Source organism: Paraburkholderia sp. BR10954, assembly GCF_040965775.1.
Classification (GTDB): Bacteria; Pseudomonadota; Gammaproteobacteria; order Burkholderiales; family Burkholderiaceae; genus Paraburkholderia; species Paraburkholderia youngii.
Window position 1 is genome coordinate 1 of sequence record NZ_JBFRCK010000019.1, and the last position, 19013, is coordinate 19013.

Here is a 19013-nt window from a genome sequence, read left to right on the forward strand (position 1 = left end):
TGGCGTGAGTTTCATTTGAAGCCTCCGGTTGGTTTGGCCTATGAACCCTCATGATCCGCCAGATGAGAATCCGCCGTCCTTCTTTGTTTCCACCGCCATCTCCGGCGGGAGGCGTTCATTCCATTTTCCGGTGTCCTCTGGAGTTATTGGGCTGCCACGCTAGCAGGCAACTACAGGGAGATCGAATGGGCGACGGATGATTTTATTGGCTCAAAATGAGACACCCGGAAACAATCGTGAACATTTGTCAAAAAGTCTTAATCTCAAATTAAAGATGTTGACGAAAAACATTTGAAGATTAATTCGTTGGGTGTTTTCTGGAAAATCAGAATGGGTCGCATGGAAAAAACCGAAACAGGGCAATGCCGTGGACGAGCTCCGACTATCTGATAGCGACAGGAGCCAAGGCATACCGATGAGAGTCACTCCGATACTGTTGGCGGCTTTGGCCGCCCTATCGGGCAGCGCACATGCCGACCACTCCTACGACAGCTATGAAGCCTTCTACACTCCGATGTCAAAGTTCTATCGGCGCCGTCCAGGCTTGAAACTCGCCGACCACTTCATCGCAGGCAACTCAACCAGCCGATAGAACACATAGGCGGCGGGCACGGCGACCAGCATATAACCAAACGACGGCCAGATAGACATCTGCAGCGTCGAACGAAACAGCCACGCCGACAGCAGCACGAAGATCGGCAGATGGATCAGATACAGCGAGAAGCTGAAGTCGCCGACGCGCGACAGCATGCGCGCTACCGCATCCGACCCGGCACGAAGCATTGCGCGCACGCCGCCCGTTTCTCGCCGGGGGGCGTGACGCCCATCGAGCGCCTTGTACAGATAGCACGCGAAGCCAAGCGCCCAGATCTGGAACGCACCATACTGCCCGAAATGAAACACGACGCAGCCTGCCGCGATCAATCCCGCCGCGAGAACGTACAGCAATGCGGGCGCGCGCGCCTCTCGCGCGTTGCGCGCCCTGACATCGGCGATCCACGCACCGAGCATCCACGAGAACCAGTACGACGTGAAGAACTGCAGATCATGTCGTTCCAGCCCATACGCGGACGCAACGTTGATCAGCGCGACGAGCGCGAGCACGGCGTTCATGCCGATGCGCCGCCGCAGCGCGAACAGCAGCGGATAGATCGCATAGAACTGCACTTCGAGCGACAGCGTCCACAGCGCACCGTTCGAGCCATACGTTTTGCCTGCCACACCCTGAAGCGAAAACAGATTGACCAGAAACGGCTGCCAGCCGATCTCGCGAATCTTGTGACTGACGGGCGGCAATTGCAGGCTCAGCGAATCGAGCGCGAAGGTCAGTACCAGCGCCGCGAGCAGCACCGGATAGATGCGCGCGAAGCGGCGCAGCCAGAAGTTGCCTGCATCGAGCCGGTAAGCGGGATTGCCCGCGAGCCGCAGCGCGCCGCCGCGATGGATGCAGTAGCCGCTGATCACGAAGAACATCGGCACGCCGGCCGAGCCCCATGCGATCGGAAATGTCAGATACGCAGCGAGACTGCCGGGACTCAACGAATGTCCGACGCTCTGATGAAACGCCTGCATGCCGACCCACACGATCTGGCGGCAATGAAAATAGGCGACCAGCAGCGCGGCGAAACCTCGCATCGCGTCGATCACATGCTCCTTGCCGACGCTATCGGTACGCGCGTCGCCGCGAGCGTGCGCCGCGGCCGGGTTTTTCTCGGGGCGCGGCAGCGGGGAGAGGGGCAGGGATGAGCCGGCGGCATCCAATGCTGGGTCGCTCATACGCGGTCCTTATCTGAAGCGGGAAAGAGAAAAAATCGACGCGGAATCGGGCCTTCGAGCGGGCGTCCTTGCGCACTCCGCGACGCATCCATGCTAGAGCACCACAATCCCACAAAATGATTAAAAAATTGCGTTTTGAATTGAATCGGCATCTATTTTGTGACGAATTGTAATTACGCAGCGATGTATGGAGCGTCGAATTATTTATCGCTTTTGTCGTGCTAATTTAGATCAAGGATTCTCTGACCCGAGGTGAAGTCATGAACCTGCATTTACTGGCCGGCATCGCCGTCCTGCTGATCCTGGTGGCCGCCTCCGCCTACCGCGATGCCTTGCGCAACGAGCCGATCCGTCGCTACAGAATGAACCCAGGCAAGCTGCCGCCCGTTGACGACCAGGACTGACGTGCTGCCGAAACCGGTCGCCAGATCGCCAGACGGGCCACGCCAGGGGTTGTCCGAAAGCTAAGACTTTCGGATTTTGTCATTCGCCTCCTGGCAAATATATGCGTAACAATTTGCTCTCAATTTTTCGCAATATCGCATTGCGATCAATGCATGAATTATCCGAATTAAATCGGAGAAAGACCGTTTCCGTGAACCTCGCAGATTGTTCTGCTAGTCTTGCGCCGACATCGATGGGCCGCCAGGTCCGCGAACACACCAACTTCTAACCGATGTGGGAATGCCTACCATGCTGAAAGTCACCAAAGCCGTGTTTCCCGTAGCGGGCCTCGGGACACGATTCCTGCCGGCTACCAAAGCAAGTCCGAAGGAAATGCTGCCGATCGTCGACAAGCCGCTGATCCAGTACGCGGTCGAAGAAGCGATCGCCGCCGGCATCACCGAGATGATCTTCGTGACGGGCCGCAGCAAGCGCGCGATCGAAGATCACTTCGATAAATCCTATGAGATCGAGTCCGAACTCGAAGCGCGCAACAAGCAGAAACTGCTCGATCTGGTTCGCAGCATCAAACCGGCCAACGTCGACTGCTTTTACGTTCGTCAGGCCGAAGCGCTCGGTCTCGGCCATGCGGTGCTGTGCGCCGAAAAACTGGTGGGCGACAGCCCGTTCGCGGTGATACTCGCCGACGACCTGCTGCATAGCTCGAAGCCTGTGATGAGCCAGTTGGTCGATACCTTCAATCACTATCACAGCTCGGTGATCGGCGTCGAAACGATCGCACGCGAGGACAGCCGCTCGTACGGCGTCGTCGACGGCCGCGAGTGGGAAGACAACGTGATCAAACTGTCGGGCATCGTCGAGAAGCCGGCGCCGGAGCAGGCGCCGTCGAATCTCGGCGTGGTAGGGCGCTACGTGCTGATGCCGACGATCTTCAAGCATATCCGCGCGCTCAAGCCGGGCGCGGGCGGCGAGCTGCAACTGACGGACGCGGTGCAGTCGCTGCTGACCGAAGAGCAGGTGCTCGCGTATCGCTACTTCGGCACGCGCTTCGATTGCGGCAGCAAGCTCGGCTATCTGAAGGCGACCGTCGAATTCGCGCTGCGCCACCCAGAGGTGAAGGCTGAATTCGAGGCGTATTTGCAGGCGTATATGCAGAACGAAGCGCCAGCCGGCGAGGCGGGGCAGTTGACGGCCGAAGCCGCGTGAACTGACGAGGCCCTGAAATAAACAACGGGCGCCGCGTTGCGCGGCGCCCATTGTCGTTTCAGCAGGACGGCCTCAACCTTGCTGCTTCACCTCGAGCCGGAACTTGTGCAGCAACGGCTCGGTATAACCGCTCGGCTGCCGGCGCCCCTCGAATACGAGCGCTTGCGCGGCCCTGAACGCAATCGTGTCGAAGCCCGGCGCCATCGGCTGGTAGAGCGGATCACCGGCGTTCTGCGCGTCCACGACCTTGGCCATGCGCTTGAACGTCTCCTCGACGAGCTCGCGTTCGATCACGCCGTGATACAGCCAGTTGGCGATGTGCTGGCTCGAAATACGCAGCGTCGCGCGGTCTTCCATCAGGCCGACGTTGTGAATGTCCGGCACCTTCGAGCAGCCGACGCCCTGATCGATCCAGCGCACCACGTAGCCGAGAATGCCTTGCGTGTTGTTGTCGACCTCGGCGCGGATTTCTTCGTCGCTCCATTGCGCCTTTTCGACGACCGGAATCGTCAGCAGGCCATCGAGCAGTTCGTCGTACACCTTCGCGTAGTCGGTGCGTTCGAGTTCCTGCTGGACCGCCTGCACGTCGACCTGGTGATAGTGCAGCGCGTGCAGCGTCGCCGCGGTAGGCGAGGGCACCCACGCGGTATTCGCGCCAGCCTTCGGATGGCCGATCTTCTGCTCGAGCATCGCGTGCATCAGGTCGGGCATCGCCCACATGCCCTTACCGATCTGCGAGCGCCCGCGCAGGCCCCCGCTCAAACCGACCAGCACGTTGCTGCGCTCGTACGACGTGATCCACTTGCTCGACTTCATGTCGCCCTTGCGGATCATCGGGCCTGCTTCCATCGCGGAGTGCATCTCGTCGCCGGTGCGATCGAGGAAGCCCGTGTTGATGAACGCGACGCGCGCCGACGCTTCGGCGATACACGCCAGCAGGTTGACGCTGGTGCGGCGCTCCTCGTCCATGATGCCCATCTTGAGCGTGTTGCGCGGCAGCTTCAGCAGGTCTTCGACGCGCGCGAACAGCTCGCTCGCGAACGCGACTTCGGCCGGGCCGTGCATCTTCGGCTTCACGATATAGATCGAGCCGGTGCGCGAGTTTAGCTTGTTCTGACGGTCTCGCAGCGCGCACAGCGTCGTGATTACCGCGTCGAGAATGCCTTCGGGAATCTCGTGGCCGTCTTTGGTCAATACGGCCGGGTTGGTCATCAGGTGGCCGACGTTGCGGATGAACAGCAGCGAGCGGCCATGCAGCTTGAGCTGCGACTTGCCGTCCGCGCCGGTGTACTCGCGATCCGCGTTGAGCCGGCGCGTGAAGGTCTTGCCGTTCTTCGTGACCTGTTCGGTCAGGTCGCCGTTCATCAGGCCGAGCCAGTTGCGATAGAGCTGCACTTTGTCGTCGGCGTCGACGGCCGCGACCGAGTCCTCGCAGTCGATGATCGTCGTGACGGCCGCTTCGACAACGACGTCCTTCACATGCGCCGCGTCGGTCTTGCCGACCGGATCGTTCGCATCGATCTGGATCTCGACGTGCAGGCCGTTGTGCTTGAGCAGCACCGCCGACGGCGCGCTCGCGTCGCCCTGATAGCCGACCAGTTGCGCGGGTGTCTTGAGCGCGGTAGTGCCGTTCTTCAGCGCGACCAAGAGCTGGCCGTTCTCGACGCTATAGCGCGTCGCATCCGCGTGCGAGCCGTTCGCGAGCGGCGCGGCCTGATCGAGGAACTTGCGCGCATACGCAATCACCGCGGCGCCGCGCACCGGGTTGTAACCCTTCTGCTTTTCAGTGCCATCCGTTTCGGGGATCGCATCGGTGCCGTACAGCGCGTCGTAAAGGCTGCCCCAGCGCGCGTTCGCGGCGTTCAGCGCGTAGCGCTGGTTCGACAGCGGCACGACGAGCTGCGGGCCGGCCTGCTCCGAGATTTCGCTGTCCACGTGGTCGGTCGTGGCCTGGACGCTGGCGGGCACGGGCACGATGTAGCCGATGCCTTCGAGAAACGCACGATACTCGCGCAGATCCCGCACCGGGCCGGGATGGCTCCGATGCCAATTGTCGAGTTCGCTTTGCAGGCGGTCGCGCTCGGCGAGCAACGCCCGATTTTTTGGCGCCAGCTCGTGCACGAGGGCGTCGAAACCCGACCAGAAGGCGGCGCTGTCGATTCCGGTGCCGGGCAGGGCTTCGGTTTCGACGAACTGGTCGAGGTTGGCGGCGACCTGCAGTCCGCCGCGCGGGTTCATCTGAGTCATCGACTGCTCCATCTGTTATGGGACCGATGAGGGGGCATCGGTCCGCGTTGAGCCACGGGATTGCTGTGACGCGCGGCGCCTTAAACGCCGAGCGCCTGAATGCCGGCCTTCGCGATCTGCGCATCCTGCTCCGACTTGACGCCCGACACGCCGACCGCGCCGACTACATGGCCGTCGACGATCACCGGCACGCCGCCTTCGAGCGTGCCCTGCAACGGTGCGCTGAGGAATGCGGTGCGGCCGTTGTTGATCATGTCTTCATACACCTTGGTTTCGCGCCGGCCGAGCGCCGCGGTGCGCGCTTTCTCGGTCGCGATATACGAGGTGGCCGGCGCCGCGCCGTCCAGACGCAGCACCGCGAGCGGATGGCCGCCGTCGTCCACGACCACGATCGCGACGGGCCACCTGTTCTTCTCGGCTTCCGCGCGCGCGGCATCGACGATGCGGGTCGTCTCGGCGACGGTCAACACGGGTTTGGTCAGCATAATGAATGTCCTGTCTCGGTGAGGGGAAGGTGGCGTCTTCGGCTTCTCTCGGTAACGGGTCGATGCGGCGCCTGCGCGCGCGTTTCGCAGCTCTGTCGCATGCCGGATGCCGCGCGCCGGCGCCTGCCTGATCTGAAGATTCTACTTCCCGCCGCCCCAGCGCGGAACGGCAGCTTCCCTGGTCGCCATCACCGATACACGCGGAGCGCTTTACAATCGCGTCTCAACCTGAAAAACGCGCTTCCCCGAGACCTAAGACCATGCCAACCATCAGCGAACTCTTCGTCTATCCGATCAAATCCTGCGCGGGCATCCCGCTCGATGCGGCGCGCCTGCTGGCGACCGGCCTCGAATACGACCGCAACTGGATGATCGTCGATCCCGAAGGCGCGATGTTCACGCAGCGCGCGTATCCGCGCATGGCCCTGATCAAGGTCGAACTCGGCGCCGAGGATCTGATCGTCAACGCGCCGGGTATGGGTGAGCTGCGCACGCCGCTCGATGCCGCGCGCCTGGCCGGCGCGACCCGGGTCGATACCGCGGTGTGGCGCGACGCCGCCTACGGACTCGATACCGGCGAAGCAACGGCGGCGTGGTTCACGGAGTTCCTCGGTCTGCCCGCGCGCTTGCTGCGCTTCGATCCGGAGCGTGAACGCATCGTCGATCCGGACTACACGGACAGCACCGGCGGTGCGACGACCTTTTTCGCCGATGGTTTTCCGCTGCTGGTGGCGGGCCAGGCCTCGCTCGACGATCTGAACGCGCGCCTGAACCGCAAAGGCGCGCCGTCGATCGGAATCGATCGCTTTCGGCCCAACATCGTGCTCACGGGCCTCGATGCCTATGAAGAGGACTATGTCGAGACGCTCGCCGTCGACCCGGATGCGGACTCGAGCGCGCGGGTCGAGTTGCGTCTCGTCAAGCTGTGCTCGCGCTGTCCGATGCCGACCGTCGATCAGGCGCGCGGCGCGCCCGATCCCGACTGGCCGAACGAGCCGACCGACACGATGCTCGGTTATCGCGTCAGCGAACGCTTCGACGGCGCGGTCACGTTCGGCAACAACGCGCTGGTCGCGAGCGGGGCGGGGGCGTGGCTGCGGGTCGGGCAGCAGGTCGATGCGGAGCTCGGGTTCGGCGATTGATTGGATGAAAGGCGGGCGAGGCCCGCTTCGATCGGATCTCAGGCCGCCCGCGCAATCGCCGGCGCGGGCAGCGTCTTTTCCCCACCTTGTTCGCCGCGACCTTCGCGTTCCCAGCAAGGCGCTTCGGCGCTCTCGCCAACCGCATCGCCCACCAGAATCACCGCCGGACTGCCGAAGCCCGCGCCGAGCGCGTCGGCGGCGAGCCGATCGAGCCGCGTCAACAGACGCCGCTCGTCGCGGCCGCCGGCCCACTGCGCGACCGCGGCCGGCGTGTCGGCCGGCAGGTGCGCGAGCAAGGCAGCGGCGATGCCGTCGATGCGCCGCATGCCCATATAGATCGCCAGCGTCGTGCGCGTCGCGGCGAGCGCGGCCCAGTCCGGCTCGCCGTGGTCTTCCGTGTGCGCGGTGACGAAGCTCACGCCGTGGCAGTGCCGCCGATGCGTGAGCGACATGCCGAGTCCCGCCGCGGCCGCGAAGCCCGACGAGATGCCGTTGACGATCTCCACCGCGAGGCCCGCGTCGCGCAACACCGCGAGCTCCTCGCCCGCACGGCCGAACAGCAGCGCTTCGCCGCCTTTGACGCGCACCACGTGCAGCCCCTTCAGCGCATAACGCCGCATCAGCCGCTCGATGAACGCCTGCGGCGTCGAGCGGCAGCCGCCGCGTTTGCCGACGCGGATCACGCGCGCCCGCGGCGCGAGCGTCACGATGTCTGGATTCGCGAGGTCGTCGAGCAGCACGACGTCGGCGGCCGCGAGCGTCTTGACGGCCTTCAGCGTCAGCAAGTCGAGGTCGCCTGGGCCCGCGCTCAGCAGCGTGACCTTGCCGGTGTTGGTGTTCATGTTGTGTCCTTGTGCCGTGGGTTTCTCGTGGCTCGAAACGAAAACGGCGTCCGCCCGTGAAGATCACGAGGGGACGCCGTTGTCCATTGCATTGCCGGTTGACGGTTGAGTCTGCGCATCGCGACGACGTTGCCGCGACGACGTTGCGGAGGACCAACGCAAGGACCGCGCCATCGATCGAATAGCGGCACGCAAGACGTTGCCACACGCTGCGATTCACGCGGAAAACAGCATCACGATCGCACCTGCGTGCACCTTGGTTTCGCACGTCCACAGTGCTGCGTCGCACCATCCCTGTGCCTTGCCGCATCAAAACGCGTCGCGCTCGGGGTGCGGGCCGAAGCCGAGCGAATTGCCGCAAAGCCCCGCCACACCGTGCTTTCCGGCGCATCTATCTAAATTGGCACAGCCTTTGCAATAAGCGTTGCCATCGGACCAACGTGGGTTCGTCGCGCTTGCAGCACAAAGCAGCGCCCCGCAGCAACCAACAGGACAACGGCGTCCCCCGGATTCAGCCTCGGCTGGATTCGCGGGACGCCGTTTTTATTTCCGCAATCGCTTTCGCCAAACACCAGAGGACAGCGCGCTCATGAAAATCATCGTTATCGGTCACGGGATGGTCGGCCACAAACTGGTCGAATGCCTGGCGCTTCAGGACGCGCACGATCTCGACATCACGGTGCTGGGCGAAGAATCGCGACCGGCCTACGATCGCGTGCATCTGTCCGAGTTCTTCTCGGGCAAGACCGCCGATGACCTGTCGCTCGTCGAGCCCGGTTTTTTCGAGCGCCACGGCGTGCAGCTGAAGCTGAACGCGCGGGCCGTCGCGGTCGATCGCGACGCGCGCACGGTGACGGTCGCGAGCGGCGAAACGCTGACGTACGACCGCCTCGTGTTCGCGACCGGCTCCTATCCGTTCGTGCCGCCGGTGCCGGGCCGTGAGCGCGGCGACTGCTTCGTCTACCGGACCATCGACGATCTCGAAGCGATGCGCGAATGCGGCGCTCGCTCGAAAACGGGCACGGTGGTCGGCGGCGGGCTGCTCGGTCTCGAATGCGCGAAGGCGCTGCGCGATATGGGCCTGCAAACGCATGTGGTCGAATTCGCGCCGCGCCTGATGGCGGTGCAGGTCGACGACGGCGGCGGCCGCGTATTGCGCGGCCGGATCGAAGAACTGGGCGTCACCGTGCATACGCACAAGAACACGACGGCGATCGTCGACGGCGAAGCGGGCACGCACCGCATGCAGTTCGCCGACGGCAGCCATCTCGACACCGACATGATCGTGTTCTCCGCGGGCATCCGTCCGCGCGACGATCTGGCCCGCGCATGCGGCCTCGAACTCGGCGCGCGCGGCGGCATCGTCATCGACGACGCGTGCCGCACCAGCGATCCGCACATCTACGCGATCGGCGAATGCGCGCTGTGGGGGGGGCAGTTGTTCGGCCTCGTCGCGCCCGGGTACGAGATGGCGCGCGTGGTCGCGAAACAGCTGCTGGGCGACTCGGCCGAATTCGCGGGTGCCGACATGAGCACCAAGCTGAAGCTGATGGGCGTCGATGTGGCCAGCATCGGAGACGCACACGGCAATACGCCCGGCAGCCGCACGTACCAGTTCAGCGACGAGCGCAAGCAGATCTACAAGAAGCTCGTCGTGTCCGATTGCGGCAAGTATCTGCTCGGCGGCGTGATGGTCGGCGACGCGAGCGAATACGGCACGCTGCTGCAGATGATGCTGAATCGCATCGAGCTGCCCGCGTCGCCCGAATTCCTGATCCTGCCGCAAGCGGACGGCAGCGCGAAGCCCGCGCTCGGCGTCGAGGCGCTGCCCGCGGCCGCGCAGATCTGCTCGTGCAACAACGTGTCGAAGGGCGAGCTGTGCGCGGCCGTCTGCGCGGGCGCGACCGACATCGGCGCATTGAAGAGCGCGACCGGCGCGGGCACTTCGTGCGGCGGCTGCGTGCCGCTCGTCACGCAAGTGATGAAGGCCGAGATGAAGAAGCAGGGCCTCGCGGTCGACAATCACGTCTGCGAGCACTTCCCGTATTCGCGCCAGGAGCTTTACCACCTCGTGCGCGTCGAGGGGCTGCGCAGTTTCGGCGCGCTGCTCGCGAAACATGGCCGCGGGCTCGGCTGCGACATCTGCAAGCCGGCGGTCGCCAGCATTCTCGCGTCGTGCTGGAACGAATTCGTGCTGAAGAAGGAGCACGCGTCGCTACAGGACACCAACGACTACTACCTCGCGAACATCCAGCGCGACGGCACCTATTCGGTCGTGCCGCGCATGCCGGGCGGCGAAGTGACGCCCGATGGCCTGATCGCGGTCGCGCAGGTCGCGAAGAAATACGGCCTCTACACGAAGATCACCGGCGGTCAGCGGGTCGATCTGTTCGGCGCGCGCGTCGAGCAATTGCCGTCGATCTGGGAAGAGCTGATCGCGGCCGGCTTCGAATCGGGCCACGCGTACGGCAAATCGCTGCGTACCGTGAAGTCGTGCGTCGGTTCGACGTGGTGCCGCTATGGCGTCGGCGATTCGGTCGGCCTCGCGGTCGAACTCGAGAATCGCTACAAGGGGCTGCGCACGCCGCACAAGATCAAGTTCGGCGTGTCGGGCTGCACCCGCGAATGCGCGGAAGCGCAGGGCAAGGATGTCGGCGTGATCGCCACCGAGAAGGGCTGGAATCTGTACGTGTGCGGCAACGGCGGCATGAAGCCGCGTCACGCGGAACTGCTCGCCGCGGACCTCGACCAGGAAACGCTGGTGCGCTACATCGACCGCTTCCTGATGTTCTACGTGCGCACCGCCGACCGGCTGCAACGCACCAGCGTGTGGCGCGACAACCTCGAAGGCGGTCTCGACTATCTGATCGACGTGGTCGTCAACGATCGCCTTGGCGTTGCCACCGAACTCGAAGCGGAGATGCAGCACGTGGTCGACACGTACGAGTGCGAATGGAAGAAGGCCGTCACCGATCCCGAAACACGCAAGCGCTTCCGCCATTTCGTCAACAGCGACGAGTCCGATAGCAACGTCGCGTTCGTCGAGGAGCGCGGACAGAGCCGGCCGGCCACGCCCGCCGAGCGGCAGGCGCCGCGCATCGAGATTCCCATTGTCGTCGAGACGGTTTGACCTCAACCGATTCCCGCTTAACTCAAAAGGAGCCCAGTCATGAAGAACGAACGCTTGCCCCGCGCCTGGACCGCGATCTGCGCACTCGACGACATCGTGCCGAACACCGGCGTTTGCGCGCTCGTCAACGGCGAGCAGGTGGCCGTGTTTCATGTCGAAGGCGGTGAAGTGGAGTCGCCCGCCGAGCCCACGGTGTACGCGATCGAAAACTTCGATCCGGGTTCGCACGCGGCGGTGCTGTCGCGCGGACTCGTCGGCAGCCTCGGCGAGCGCATCGTGGTCGCGTCGCCGATCTACAAGCATCACTTCGATCTGCGCACCGGCGAATGCCTCGAAACGCCGTCGTATTCGGTCAGCGCGTTTGCCACGCGCGTCGAAAACGGCCAGGTGTGGGTCGCGGTTTGACGGTAACAGCCTCGCTTCATCGTTCAGAGTTCTAACCAGATCATTCGCGCATGTCTGATACCAGCGTAAAGAGCGTATGTCCTTATTGCGGCGTCGGTTGCGGCATGGTGCTGCACGTCGAGGACGGCCAGGTCGTGAAGATCGCTGGCGACAAGGAGCATCCGGCCAACTTTGGCCGGCTCTGCACCAAGGGGCAGTCGGCTCACGTCGCGCTGCGCAAGTCGGGGCGTCTCGAAGGCGCGTTCGTGCGTCATGCGCGCGACGAAGACCCGGCGCCGCTGCCGATGGCCCAGGCGTTGAGCGACACCGCAGCGCGTCTGCGGCGTGTGATCGACGAGCATGGTCCCAATGCGGTGTCGTTTTACGTGTCGGGGCAGATGTCGCTCGAAGCGCAGTATCTGGTCAACAAGCTCGCGAAGGGCTTTATCGGCACGAACAATATCGAAGCGAATTCGCGCCTGTGCATGGCGAGCGCGGCGAGCGGCTACAAGCTGTCGCTCGGTGCGGACGGCCCGCCCGGCTCGTATGAAGACTTCGATCACGCGGATCTGTTTTTCGTCAGCGGCGCGAATATGGCCGACTGTCATCCGATCCTGTTCCTGCGCATGATGGATCGCGTGAAGGCGGGCGCGAAGCTGATCGTCGTCGATCCGCGCCGCAACACGACCGCCGAGAAAGCCGATCTGTTCCTGCAGATCAAACCCGGCACCGACCTCGCGTTGCTGAACGGTCTGCTCCATCTGCTGCACGAAAACGGCGCAACGGATACGGCTTTTATCGCCGAACACACCGAAGGCTGGGACGCGATGCCCGCGTTTCTGGCCGAGTACACGCCGGAGAACGTGGCACGCATCACGGGCCTTGCCGCCGGCGACATCCGTCGCGCCGCGCAGATGATCGCGTCGGCCAAAGACTGGATGAGCTGCTGGACGATGGGCCTGAACCAGAGCACGCACGGCACGTGGCACACCAATGCGCTGTGCAATCTGCATCTGGCGACGGGCCGTATCTGCCGGCGCGGCAGTGGACCGTTCTCGCTGACGGGCCAGCCGAACGCGATGGGCGGCCGCGAAATGGGCTACATGGGCCCCGGTTTGCCCGGTCAGCGTTCGGCGCTGGTCGCCGAAGATCGCGCGTTCATCGAAGCGCTGTGGGGCATCGCACCGGGCACGCTCAAAGCGGACGCGGGCAACGGCACGATTGACCTGTTCGCGCGCATGGCCGCGGGCGACATCAAGGCGTGCTGGATCATCTGCACGAATCCGGTCGCGACCGTCGCGAACCGGCAGACCGCGATCGCCGGATTGCGCGCGGCCGAACTCGTGATCGCGCAGGACGCGTTCCTCGACACCGAAACGAATCGCTACGCCGACGTGCTATTGCCCGGCGCTTTGTGGGCCGAAGCCGAAGGCGTGATGGTCAACTCCGAGCGCAATCTGACGCTGATGCAGCAGGCGATCCAACCGCCCGGCGCGGCGTTGCCCGACTGGCAGATCATCGCGCGCGTCGCATGTGAAATGGGCTTTGCCGATGCGTTCAGCTATGCGAGCGCCGACGAAGTGTTCGCCGAACTCACGCGCGCGGCGAACCCGGCGACCGGCTACGATCTGCGCGGCGCGAGTCATCGCCGCTTGAAGGACGCACCGCTGCAGTGGCCGATCGCGTCGGCGGATTCGTCCGAGCGCAATCCGCTTCGCTATCTGAATGACGGCGTGAGCCAAACGCTTAGGGAGGCTGAAGATGGCAGCCGCCCGAGCATCGCTTTTCCGACCGCGAGCGGCAAGGCGAAGTTTTTCGCGCGCGCGTATCAGCCCGCGGCCGAGTTGCCCGATCGCGAGTTTCCGATCGTGTTGAACACGGGCCGCGTGCAGCATCAATGGCACACGATGACCAAGACCGGCAAGGTCGCGATGCTAAACAAGCTGAACCCGGGACCCTTCGTCGAGATTCATCCGCACGATGCGGCCGAACTCGGCATTCGCGCGAAAGACGCGGTCGAGATCCGTTCACGGCGCGGCCGCGCGGTGTTGCCCGCCGTCGTCACCGAGCGGGTGATCGCGGGTCAGTGCTTCGCGCCGATGCACTGGAACGACGTGTTCGGCGACGAGCTTTGCATCAACGCGGTGACCAACGACGCGGTCGATCCGGTTTCATTGCAGCCCGAACTGAAAGTCTGCGCGGTCGCGCTGAGTCCGGTAACGGCCGATCGCATCGCGGATACACGCAACGACGACGCGCTCTCTACTCCCGCCGACGCAGCGGCTTTTGCGCCCAGCGCCAAGGATCAACCCATGCCTCGTATCGAAGCCCTCACGACTTTGCTGCAATTGCCGCCCGAGCCCGTACCGATGCCCGCGCTCAGCGATCCGGAGCGCGCGTATCTGGCCGGGTTCGTCAGCGGCCTGCGTTCGTCCGAAGCGCAAGGCCTCGACAACGTGCCGGTGCTGCCGCACAGCGCACCGTTCGATGCGGTGAAGCGGCTCTATGTCGATGGTCTGCTTGCCGGACTGTATAGCCGCAGCGCGACGACGGCCCGGGCTTCAGGCGCTGCATCGCCGCCGAATGCCGCGCAGGAAGAGGCCCGCGAATCGGGCGTGCGTATCGTGCGCACCCGGCCGAAGGTCACGCTGTTGTGGGCCTCGCAAACCGGCAACACCGAATCGCTGACCGAGCGTTACGCGACGCGTCTGATGGAATCGGGCTTCGAGATTCGCACCGCGTGCATGGCCGACTATCCGTTCGCGGCGCTCGCGAAGGCGCAGTACGTGTTGCTGATGACCAGCACGTTCGGCGACGGCGATGCGCCCGACAACGCGCAGGACTTCTGGACGCATCTGAACGCCGCCACGGCGCCGCGCCTCGACGGCGTGCGCTTCGCGGTGCTCGCGCTCGGCGATCGCAACTACGATCAGTTTTGCGGTCACGGCCGTCGGCTCGATGAACGGCTCGCCGCGCAGGGCGCGCTGCGTCTCACCGAGCGCGTCGATTGCGACATCGAATATCAGTCGAGCGCAGATGCATGGCTCGAACGCGTGATCGTCTGTATCAAGCAGGCGGATGCCGCGCTGCATGCGGTGCCGCCGGGCGGCATGATCAACGCGGTGGTGGGCGCGGTGCCGACCAAGGCCCGGCCTGCCGCGTCGCGCATCGTCGGCAATTTGCGGCTAAACCGGCAGGGCGCCGTGAAGGATACGCGCTACGTGTCGCTGCAAACGGGCGATTCGAACCTCGAGTACGAAGCGGGTGATGCGCTCGGCGTGTGGCCGAGCAACTGCCCCGAACTCGTCGACGAACTGATCACGCTGAGCGGCCTGCACGCTGACGCATCGGTGCACGTCGCGGGTATCGGCGACATGCGCCTCGCCGATGCGCTCACCAAACACTACGAGATCGCGCGGCCGAGCGCCGAAGCGCTTGCGCTGGTCGCCGCGCGCAGCCGCAACGGCGCGCTGGGCGATCTGCTCGCGCCCGAACGCAAGGCGGATCTGAAGCAATGGCTATGGGGACAGCAGCTCGCCGACGTATTGCACGAGTTTCCGGTGAGCCTCTCGGCCGCCGAACTCACCGGCATGCTGAAGCGCCTGCAGCCGCGCCTGTATTCGATCGCATCGAGCCCGAAGGCGCATCCGGGCGAGGTGCATCTGACGGTATCGGCGGTGCGTTACAGCAATGGGCGGCGGCACCGCAAGGGTGTGTCGTCGACGTTTCTCGCGGATCGCGCAAGCGACACCGACGTCCCCGTGTTCGTGCAGAAGTCCGCACACTTTCGTCCTCCTCATCAGTCGGACACGCCGATGATCATGGTCGGTCCCGGCACCGGCATCGCACCGTTTCGCGGCTTTCTGCACGAACGGCAGGCACGCGGCGAACGCGGACGCAACTGGCTGTTCTTCGGCGAACAACATGCCGCGACCGATTTCTACTATCGCGACGAGCTCGAAGCGATGCGCACGAGCGGTCTCTTGACCCGACTCGACGTCGCGTTCTCGCGCGACCAGGCCGACAAGATCTATGTGCAGGACCGCATGCGCGAGCACGGTGCGCAACTGTGGGCATGGCTCGAAGACGGTGCGCATTTCTATGTATGCGGCGACGCGAACCGGATGGCACGCGATGTCGATGCGGCGCTGAAGGACATCATCGCGACGCACGGTGGCATGAGCGAAGAGAAAGCACTCGAATACGTGAGCCGTCTGACGCGCGAAAAGCGCTATGCACGCGACGTGTATTGAGCCGCCGACGCGTTTCGAAAAAGGCCTTAAAAAAGGCCTCAAAACGCACAGCATGATGGCATGACGCTTGCATATCGAGTCCCGGTTAAAACTCCGGGCGACATGCCGGTGCAAAACACAAGTAACGCAGCAACCGGACTACCAGGCATTTTATTTACCGAGGATCTCTGATGAAAAACGTGATGCACTCCCTGCGAAGCGGCGATTGGCGCGCACTGGTCGCCTGCTTTCTGTATTTCGACACGGGCTTCACCGTCTGGGTGCTGTATGGGCCGCTCGCGCCGTTCATCAGCAAGAGCATCGCGATGACGCCCGCGCAGCAGGGTCTGCTGGTCGCGGTGCCGGTGTTGTCCGCGGCGATTCTGCGCGTGACGCTCGGCAATCTGTATCAGTCCGCGCATGGCAAACGCATTGCGTTGATGGGCGTGTTGCTATCGGCGGTACCGACGATCGTGCTGCCGTTGCTGCAATCGGTGCCGTCGTACGAAATGCTGCTGGTGCTCGGCGTGTTCCTCGGCGTCGGCGGCGCCAGCTTCGCGGTCGCGCTGCCGATGGCCGGCAGCAACTACCCGCCGAAGGTGCAGGGCCTCGTGCTGGGCCTGGCCGCGGCCGGCAACATCGGCGCGGTGCTCGACGGCTTCCTGTTCCCGCAACTGGCGACGCGCTATGGTTGGCAACTCGCCGCGGGCGGCGCCTTGCCGCTGCTCGCGATCGCCGCGATCACGCTGTACTTCTGGGCCAACGACGCGGGCGTCAAAACCGGCAGCGTGCTGCGCGCGTTCGGCAGCTTCGCGACGACGCTCGCCGGCCTGATCGTGCTCGTGCTGCTCGTCGAAGCGGGGCTGTTCGGTGCGGGCAAGACCGGCGTGCTGCTGTTGCCGGTGGTCGGAGCGCTGCTCGCGATCGCGGTGCTGCCGCAACGCTACCGCTCGGTGCTCGCCGAGCGCGATACGTGGGTCATCATGCTCGTCTATAGCATCACGTTCGGCGGTTTCGTCGGCATGTCCTCGTATGTGTCGCTGCTGCTGACCAACCTGTATCAACTGTCGAAGATCGACGCAGGTCTGTTCATGGCGCTGCTCGCCGCGACCGGCGCGATGGTGCGTCCGCTCGGCGGCCTGATTGCCGACCGCGTGTCGGGCGTGCGCGCGCTGACCGTGCTGCTCGCGATCATCGCGATTTGCGACTTCCTGTTCGCGACGGCGATGCCGTCGTTCGCGGGCGGCATCGCATTGCTGCTGTGCATGTACGTGGCGTTCGGCCTCGGCAATGGCGCGACGTTCCAGCTCGTGCCGCATCGCTGGGCCGGCCGCACCGGTCTGATGTCCGGCATCGTCGGCGCGGCGGGCGGCATCGGCGGCTTTTATCTGCCGGTCGTGATGGGCATCGCGAAGGAGAGCACCGGCAGCTATCAGATGGGCTTCGCGACGTTCGGCGCGCTGTCGGCGTGCGCGTTCTTTGCGATCGTCGCGCTGCGCCGGCCGTGGATGGCGTGGTCGATGCAGACGGGCGTCATGCATGCGCATGCGACGGAGTGAGGCACGGCGCTGACAAAAGCGCAGTCGAATGCTTGCATATCGGTCGCGGCGTTTCTAATATGCAGCCAGGAGGCTGCATATGAACTCATCGACCGATCGCATCGAAAAGCAGATTCTGTTGAAGGCGCCGCGCCCGCGCGTCTGGCACGCGCTGGCCAACGCCGAGGAATTCGGCAAATGGTTCGGCGTGGACCTCGCCGGCAAGCAGTTCGTCGCCGGGCAATCCACGCAGGGGCACATCACCTATCCGGGCTACGAACACCTGGTGATGGACGTGCTGGTCGAGCGTGTCGAGCCCGAGCATCATCTGTCGTGGCGCTGGCATCCGGCCGCGATCGACATCACGATCGACTACACGCCGGAGCCGACCACGCTCGTCGAATTCGATCTGAGCGAGGTCGAGTCCGGCACGCTGCTGCGGGTCGTCGAATCGGGCTTCGACCAGTTGCCGGTCGGGCGCCGCGCGGAAGCGTTCCGGCTGAACGACGGCGGCTGGGGACAGCAGATGGTCAATATCGAACGATATGTCGGCGCGAGTTAAAGCGGGCTCCGCGAAGGCGGGTCTCAAGGCGGCGACGCTGCGCAGTTCGGCGGCGGTGTTCGCCGCGCTCGGTGACGAGACGCGCCTGCGTCTCGTCGCGGCATTGTGTGCGGGCAGCGCGATGTCGATCGCGCAGCTGACGGCCGGCACCGACATCACGCGGCAGTCGGTCACGCAGCATCTGCAGGTGCTGGCCGACGCGGGGCTCGTCCACGATGTGAAGGTTGGACGCGAGCGCCTGTGGGCGTTCGAACCCGCGCATCTCGACGCGGCGCGCCGCGCGCTCGACGCGATTTCGCGGCAATGGGATCAGGCGCTGCTGAAGTTGAAGACGATGGTCGAGGAATAAAGGGCGGGGCGGTCGCGGCGATTGCGCGAACCGAATAAAGATGACGCGCGACGGCGCGTACCGCATTTTTTACCGACTGCAAGCGACGCATCCTGCCCGGCAAGGGCGGAACAACGCAAAAGGGGCCAATCATTGGCCCCCAAACCACCGCAAAAAAAGGAAGAAAAACCAGCCCGCGGCTAATCGGCGATCCGCTTGTCGGCCAGCGCGCTCTGGCAGTCGGCTATCACCTGCCGGACGAGCCGGGCTTGTGGGTCGAGTTCGTCGGTATCGAGAATTTCCTCGACCGCGTCGCGCGCCCAATCGGCATCGACGAAGCGCGCGTGGCGCCGCGCGATTTCGACGGCGGTGGCAGACAGCTTCGCAATGCACAGCCAGTCGGCTTCGCGCGCGCGGCGGTCGAGCCACTTGTGCGCGGACTGCACGTGAAACGCCGCGTCGGGCCAGTCTTCGTTCAGATAATAAGCGCCGAGGCTTCCGCATGTGAGCCAGCACAACAGCTCCAGGCGGTCACGGGGACTCAGATGTTGGCGTACATCACTCATGGCGACGCTCGCTGCAGTAAATGGCTTCCCGGTGAGGCCGGCGGGCGCCGTCCTCCGCTTTTTATAAACATTAGCATGCGGAATTCCCGGGCGGCAATTCCTGACCAACCCTAGCGTGCGGCACCGCAACAGGCGGGCTTTCGGGCGATGCATCCGCGACGTGCGCCGGC

14 protein-coding genes are annotated in these 19013 nt (G+C 64.3%); 9 read left to right on the plus strand and 5 right to left on the minus strand.

Annotated elements, in window-relative coordinates; genetic code table 11:
- Window positions 1-525 precede the first annotated feature (525 nt).
- Window positions 526-1776 carry an acyltransferase family protein gene (locus AB4Y34_RS24035; protein WP_368717419.1) on the minus strand — a complete coding sequence of 417 codons (1251 nt, stop codon included), beginning with the start codon at window positions 1774-1776 and terminating at the stop codon, window positions 526-528.
- A gap of 260 nt (window positions 1777-2036) precedes the next feature.
- Between AB4Y34_RS24035 and AB4Y34_RS24040 the strand changes: the two genes are divergently transcribed.
- Both AB4Y34_RS24040 and galU read left to right on the plus strand, forming a co-directional pair.
- Window positions 2037-2180: a hypothetical protein gene (locus AB4Y34_RS24040; protein ID WP_368717420.1), complete on the plus strand. Its 144-nt coding sequence runs from the start codon at window positions 2037-2039 to the stop codon at window positions 2178-2180.
- 289 nt (window positions 2181-2469) lie between these two features.
- The gene (gene galU / locus AB4Y34_RS24045) at window positions 2470-3387 is read left to right on the plus strand and encodes a UTP--glucose-1-phosphate uridylyltransferase GalU (RefSeq protein WP_176377778.1); all 918 of its coding nucleotides are present in this window, start codon (window positions 2470-2472) and stop codon (window positions 3385-3387) included.
- Window positions 3388-3459: 72 nt separating this feature from the next.
- Here galU and AB4Y34_RS24050 read toward each other — a convergent pair whose 3' ends face one another.
- Together AB4Y34_RS24050 and AB4Y34_RS24055 are read right to left on the minus strand one after the other, a co-directional pair.
- Window positions 3460-5634, minus strand: coding sequence for a malate synthase G (locus AB4Y34_RS24050; RefSeq protein WP_368717421.1), 2175 nt, complete (start codon window positions 5632-5634; stop codon window positions 3460-3462).
- An 80-nt stretch (window positions 5635-5714) separates the two neighbouring features.
- Window positions 5715-6119, minus strand: a complete 405-nt coding sequence (locus AB4Y34_RS24055) for a heme-binding protein (RefSeq protein ID WP_176108535.1) — start codon at window positions 6117-6119, stop codon at window positions 5715-5717.
- Window positions 6120-6379: 260 nt separating this feature from the next.
- On the opposite strand from AB4Y34_RS24055, the gene AB4Y34_RS24060 reads away from it, so the two are divergent.
- Entirely contained in the window at window positions 6380-7261 is an 882-nt protein-coding gene (locus AB4Y34_RS24060) for an MOSC domain-containing protein (protein ID WP_368717422.1), read from the plus strand.
- A gap of 38 nt (window positions 7262-7299) precedes the next feature.
- Here AB4Y34_RS24060 and cobA read toward each other — a convergent pair whose 3' ends face one another.
- Window positions 7300-8103 (minus strand): uroporphyrinogen-III C-methyltransferase, encoded by an 804-nt coding sequence (gene cobA, locus AB4Y34_RS24065; protein WP_368717423.1) that lies wholly within the window; start codon window positions 8101-8103, stop codon window positions 7300-7302.
- A gap of 589 nt (window positions 8104-8692) precedes the next feature.
- Between cobA and nirB the strand changes: the two genes are divergently transcribed.
- From nirB to AB4Y34_RS24095, 6 genes are all read left to right on the plus strand, one after another.
- Window positions 8693-11233, plus strand: coding sequence for a nitrite reductase large subunit NirB (gene nirB, locus AB4Y34_RS24070; RefSeq protein WP_368717424.1), 2541 nt, complete (start codon window positions 8693-8695; stop codon window positions 11231-11233).
- A gap of 39 nt (window positions 11234-11272) precedes the next feature.
- Complete coding sequence (gene nirD, locus AB4Y34_RS24075) at window positions 11273-11638, plus strand: nitrite reductase small subunit NirD (protein ID WP_176108531.1); 366 nt, start codon at window positions 11273-11275, stop codon at window positions 11636-11638.
- A gap of 50 nt (window positions 11639-11688) precedes the next feature.
- On the plus strand, window positions 11689-15870 hold the full coding sequence (locus AB4Y34_RS24080; protein ID WP_368717425.1) for a molybdopterin-dependent oxidoreductase: 4182 nt from the start codon (window positions 11689-11691) through the stop codon (window positions 15868-15870).
- Window positions 15871-16040: 170 nt separating this feature from the next.
- Window positions 16041-17408 carry an MFS transporter gene (locus tag AB4Y34_RS24085; protein WP_368717426.1) on the plus strand — a complete coding sequence of 456 codons (1368 nt, stop codon included), beginning with the start codon at window positions 16041-16043 and terminating at the stop codon, window positions 17406-17408.
- 79 nt (window positions 17409-17487) lie between these two features.
- On the plus strand, window positions 17488-17949 hold the full coding sequence (locus tag AB4Y34_RS24090) for an SRPBCC family protein (protein WP_176377771.1): 462 nt from the start codon (window positions 17488-17490) through the stop codon (window positions 17947-17949).
- Window positions 17933-18298, plus strand: coding sequence for a helix-turn-helix transcriptional regulator (locus tag AB4Y34_RS24095; RefSeq protein WP_176367277.1), 366 nt, complete (start codon window positions 17933-17935; stop codon window positions 18296-18298). The genes AB4Y34_RS24090 and AB4Y34_RS24095 overlap by 17 nt, the downstream gene beginning before the upstream one ends.
- 179 nt (window positions 18299-18477) lie before the next feature.
- Here AB4Y34_RS24095 and AB4Y34_RS24100 read toward each other — a convergent pair whose 3' ends face one another.
- Window positions 18478-18843 carry a hypothetical protein gene (locus AB4Y34_RS24100; protein WP_176108526.1) on the minus strand — a complete coding sequence of 122 codons (366 nt, stop codon included), beginning with the start codon at window positions 18841-18843 and terminating at the stop codon, window positions 18478-18480.
- Window positions 18844-19013 lie beyond the last annotated feature (170 nt).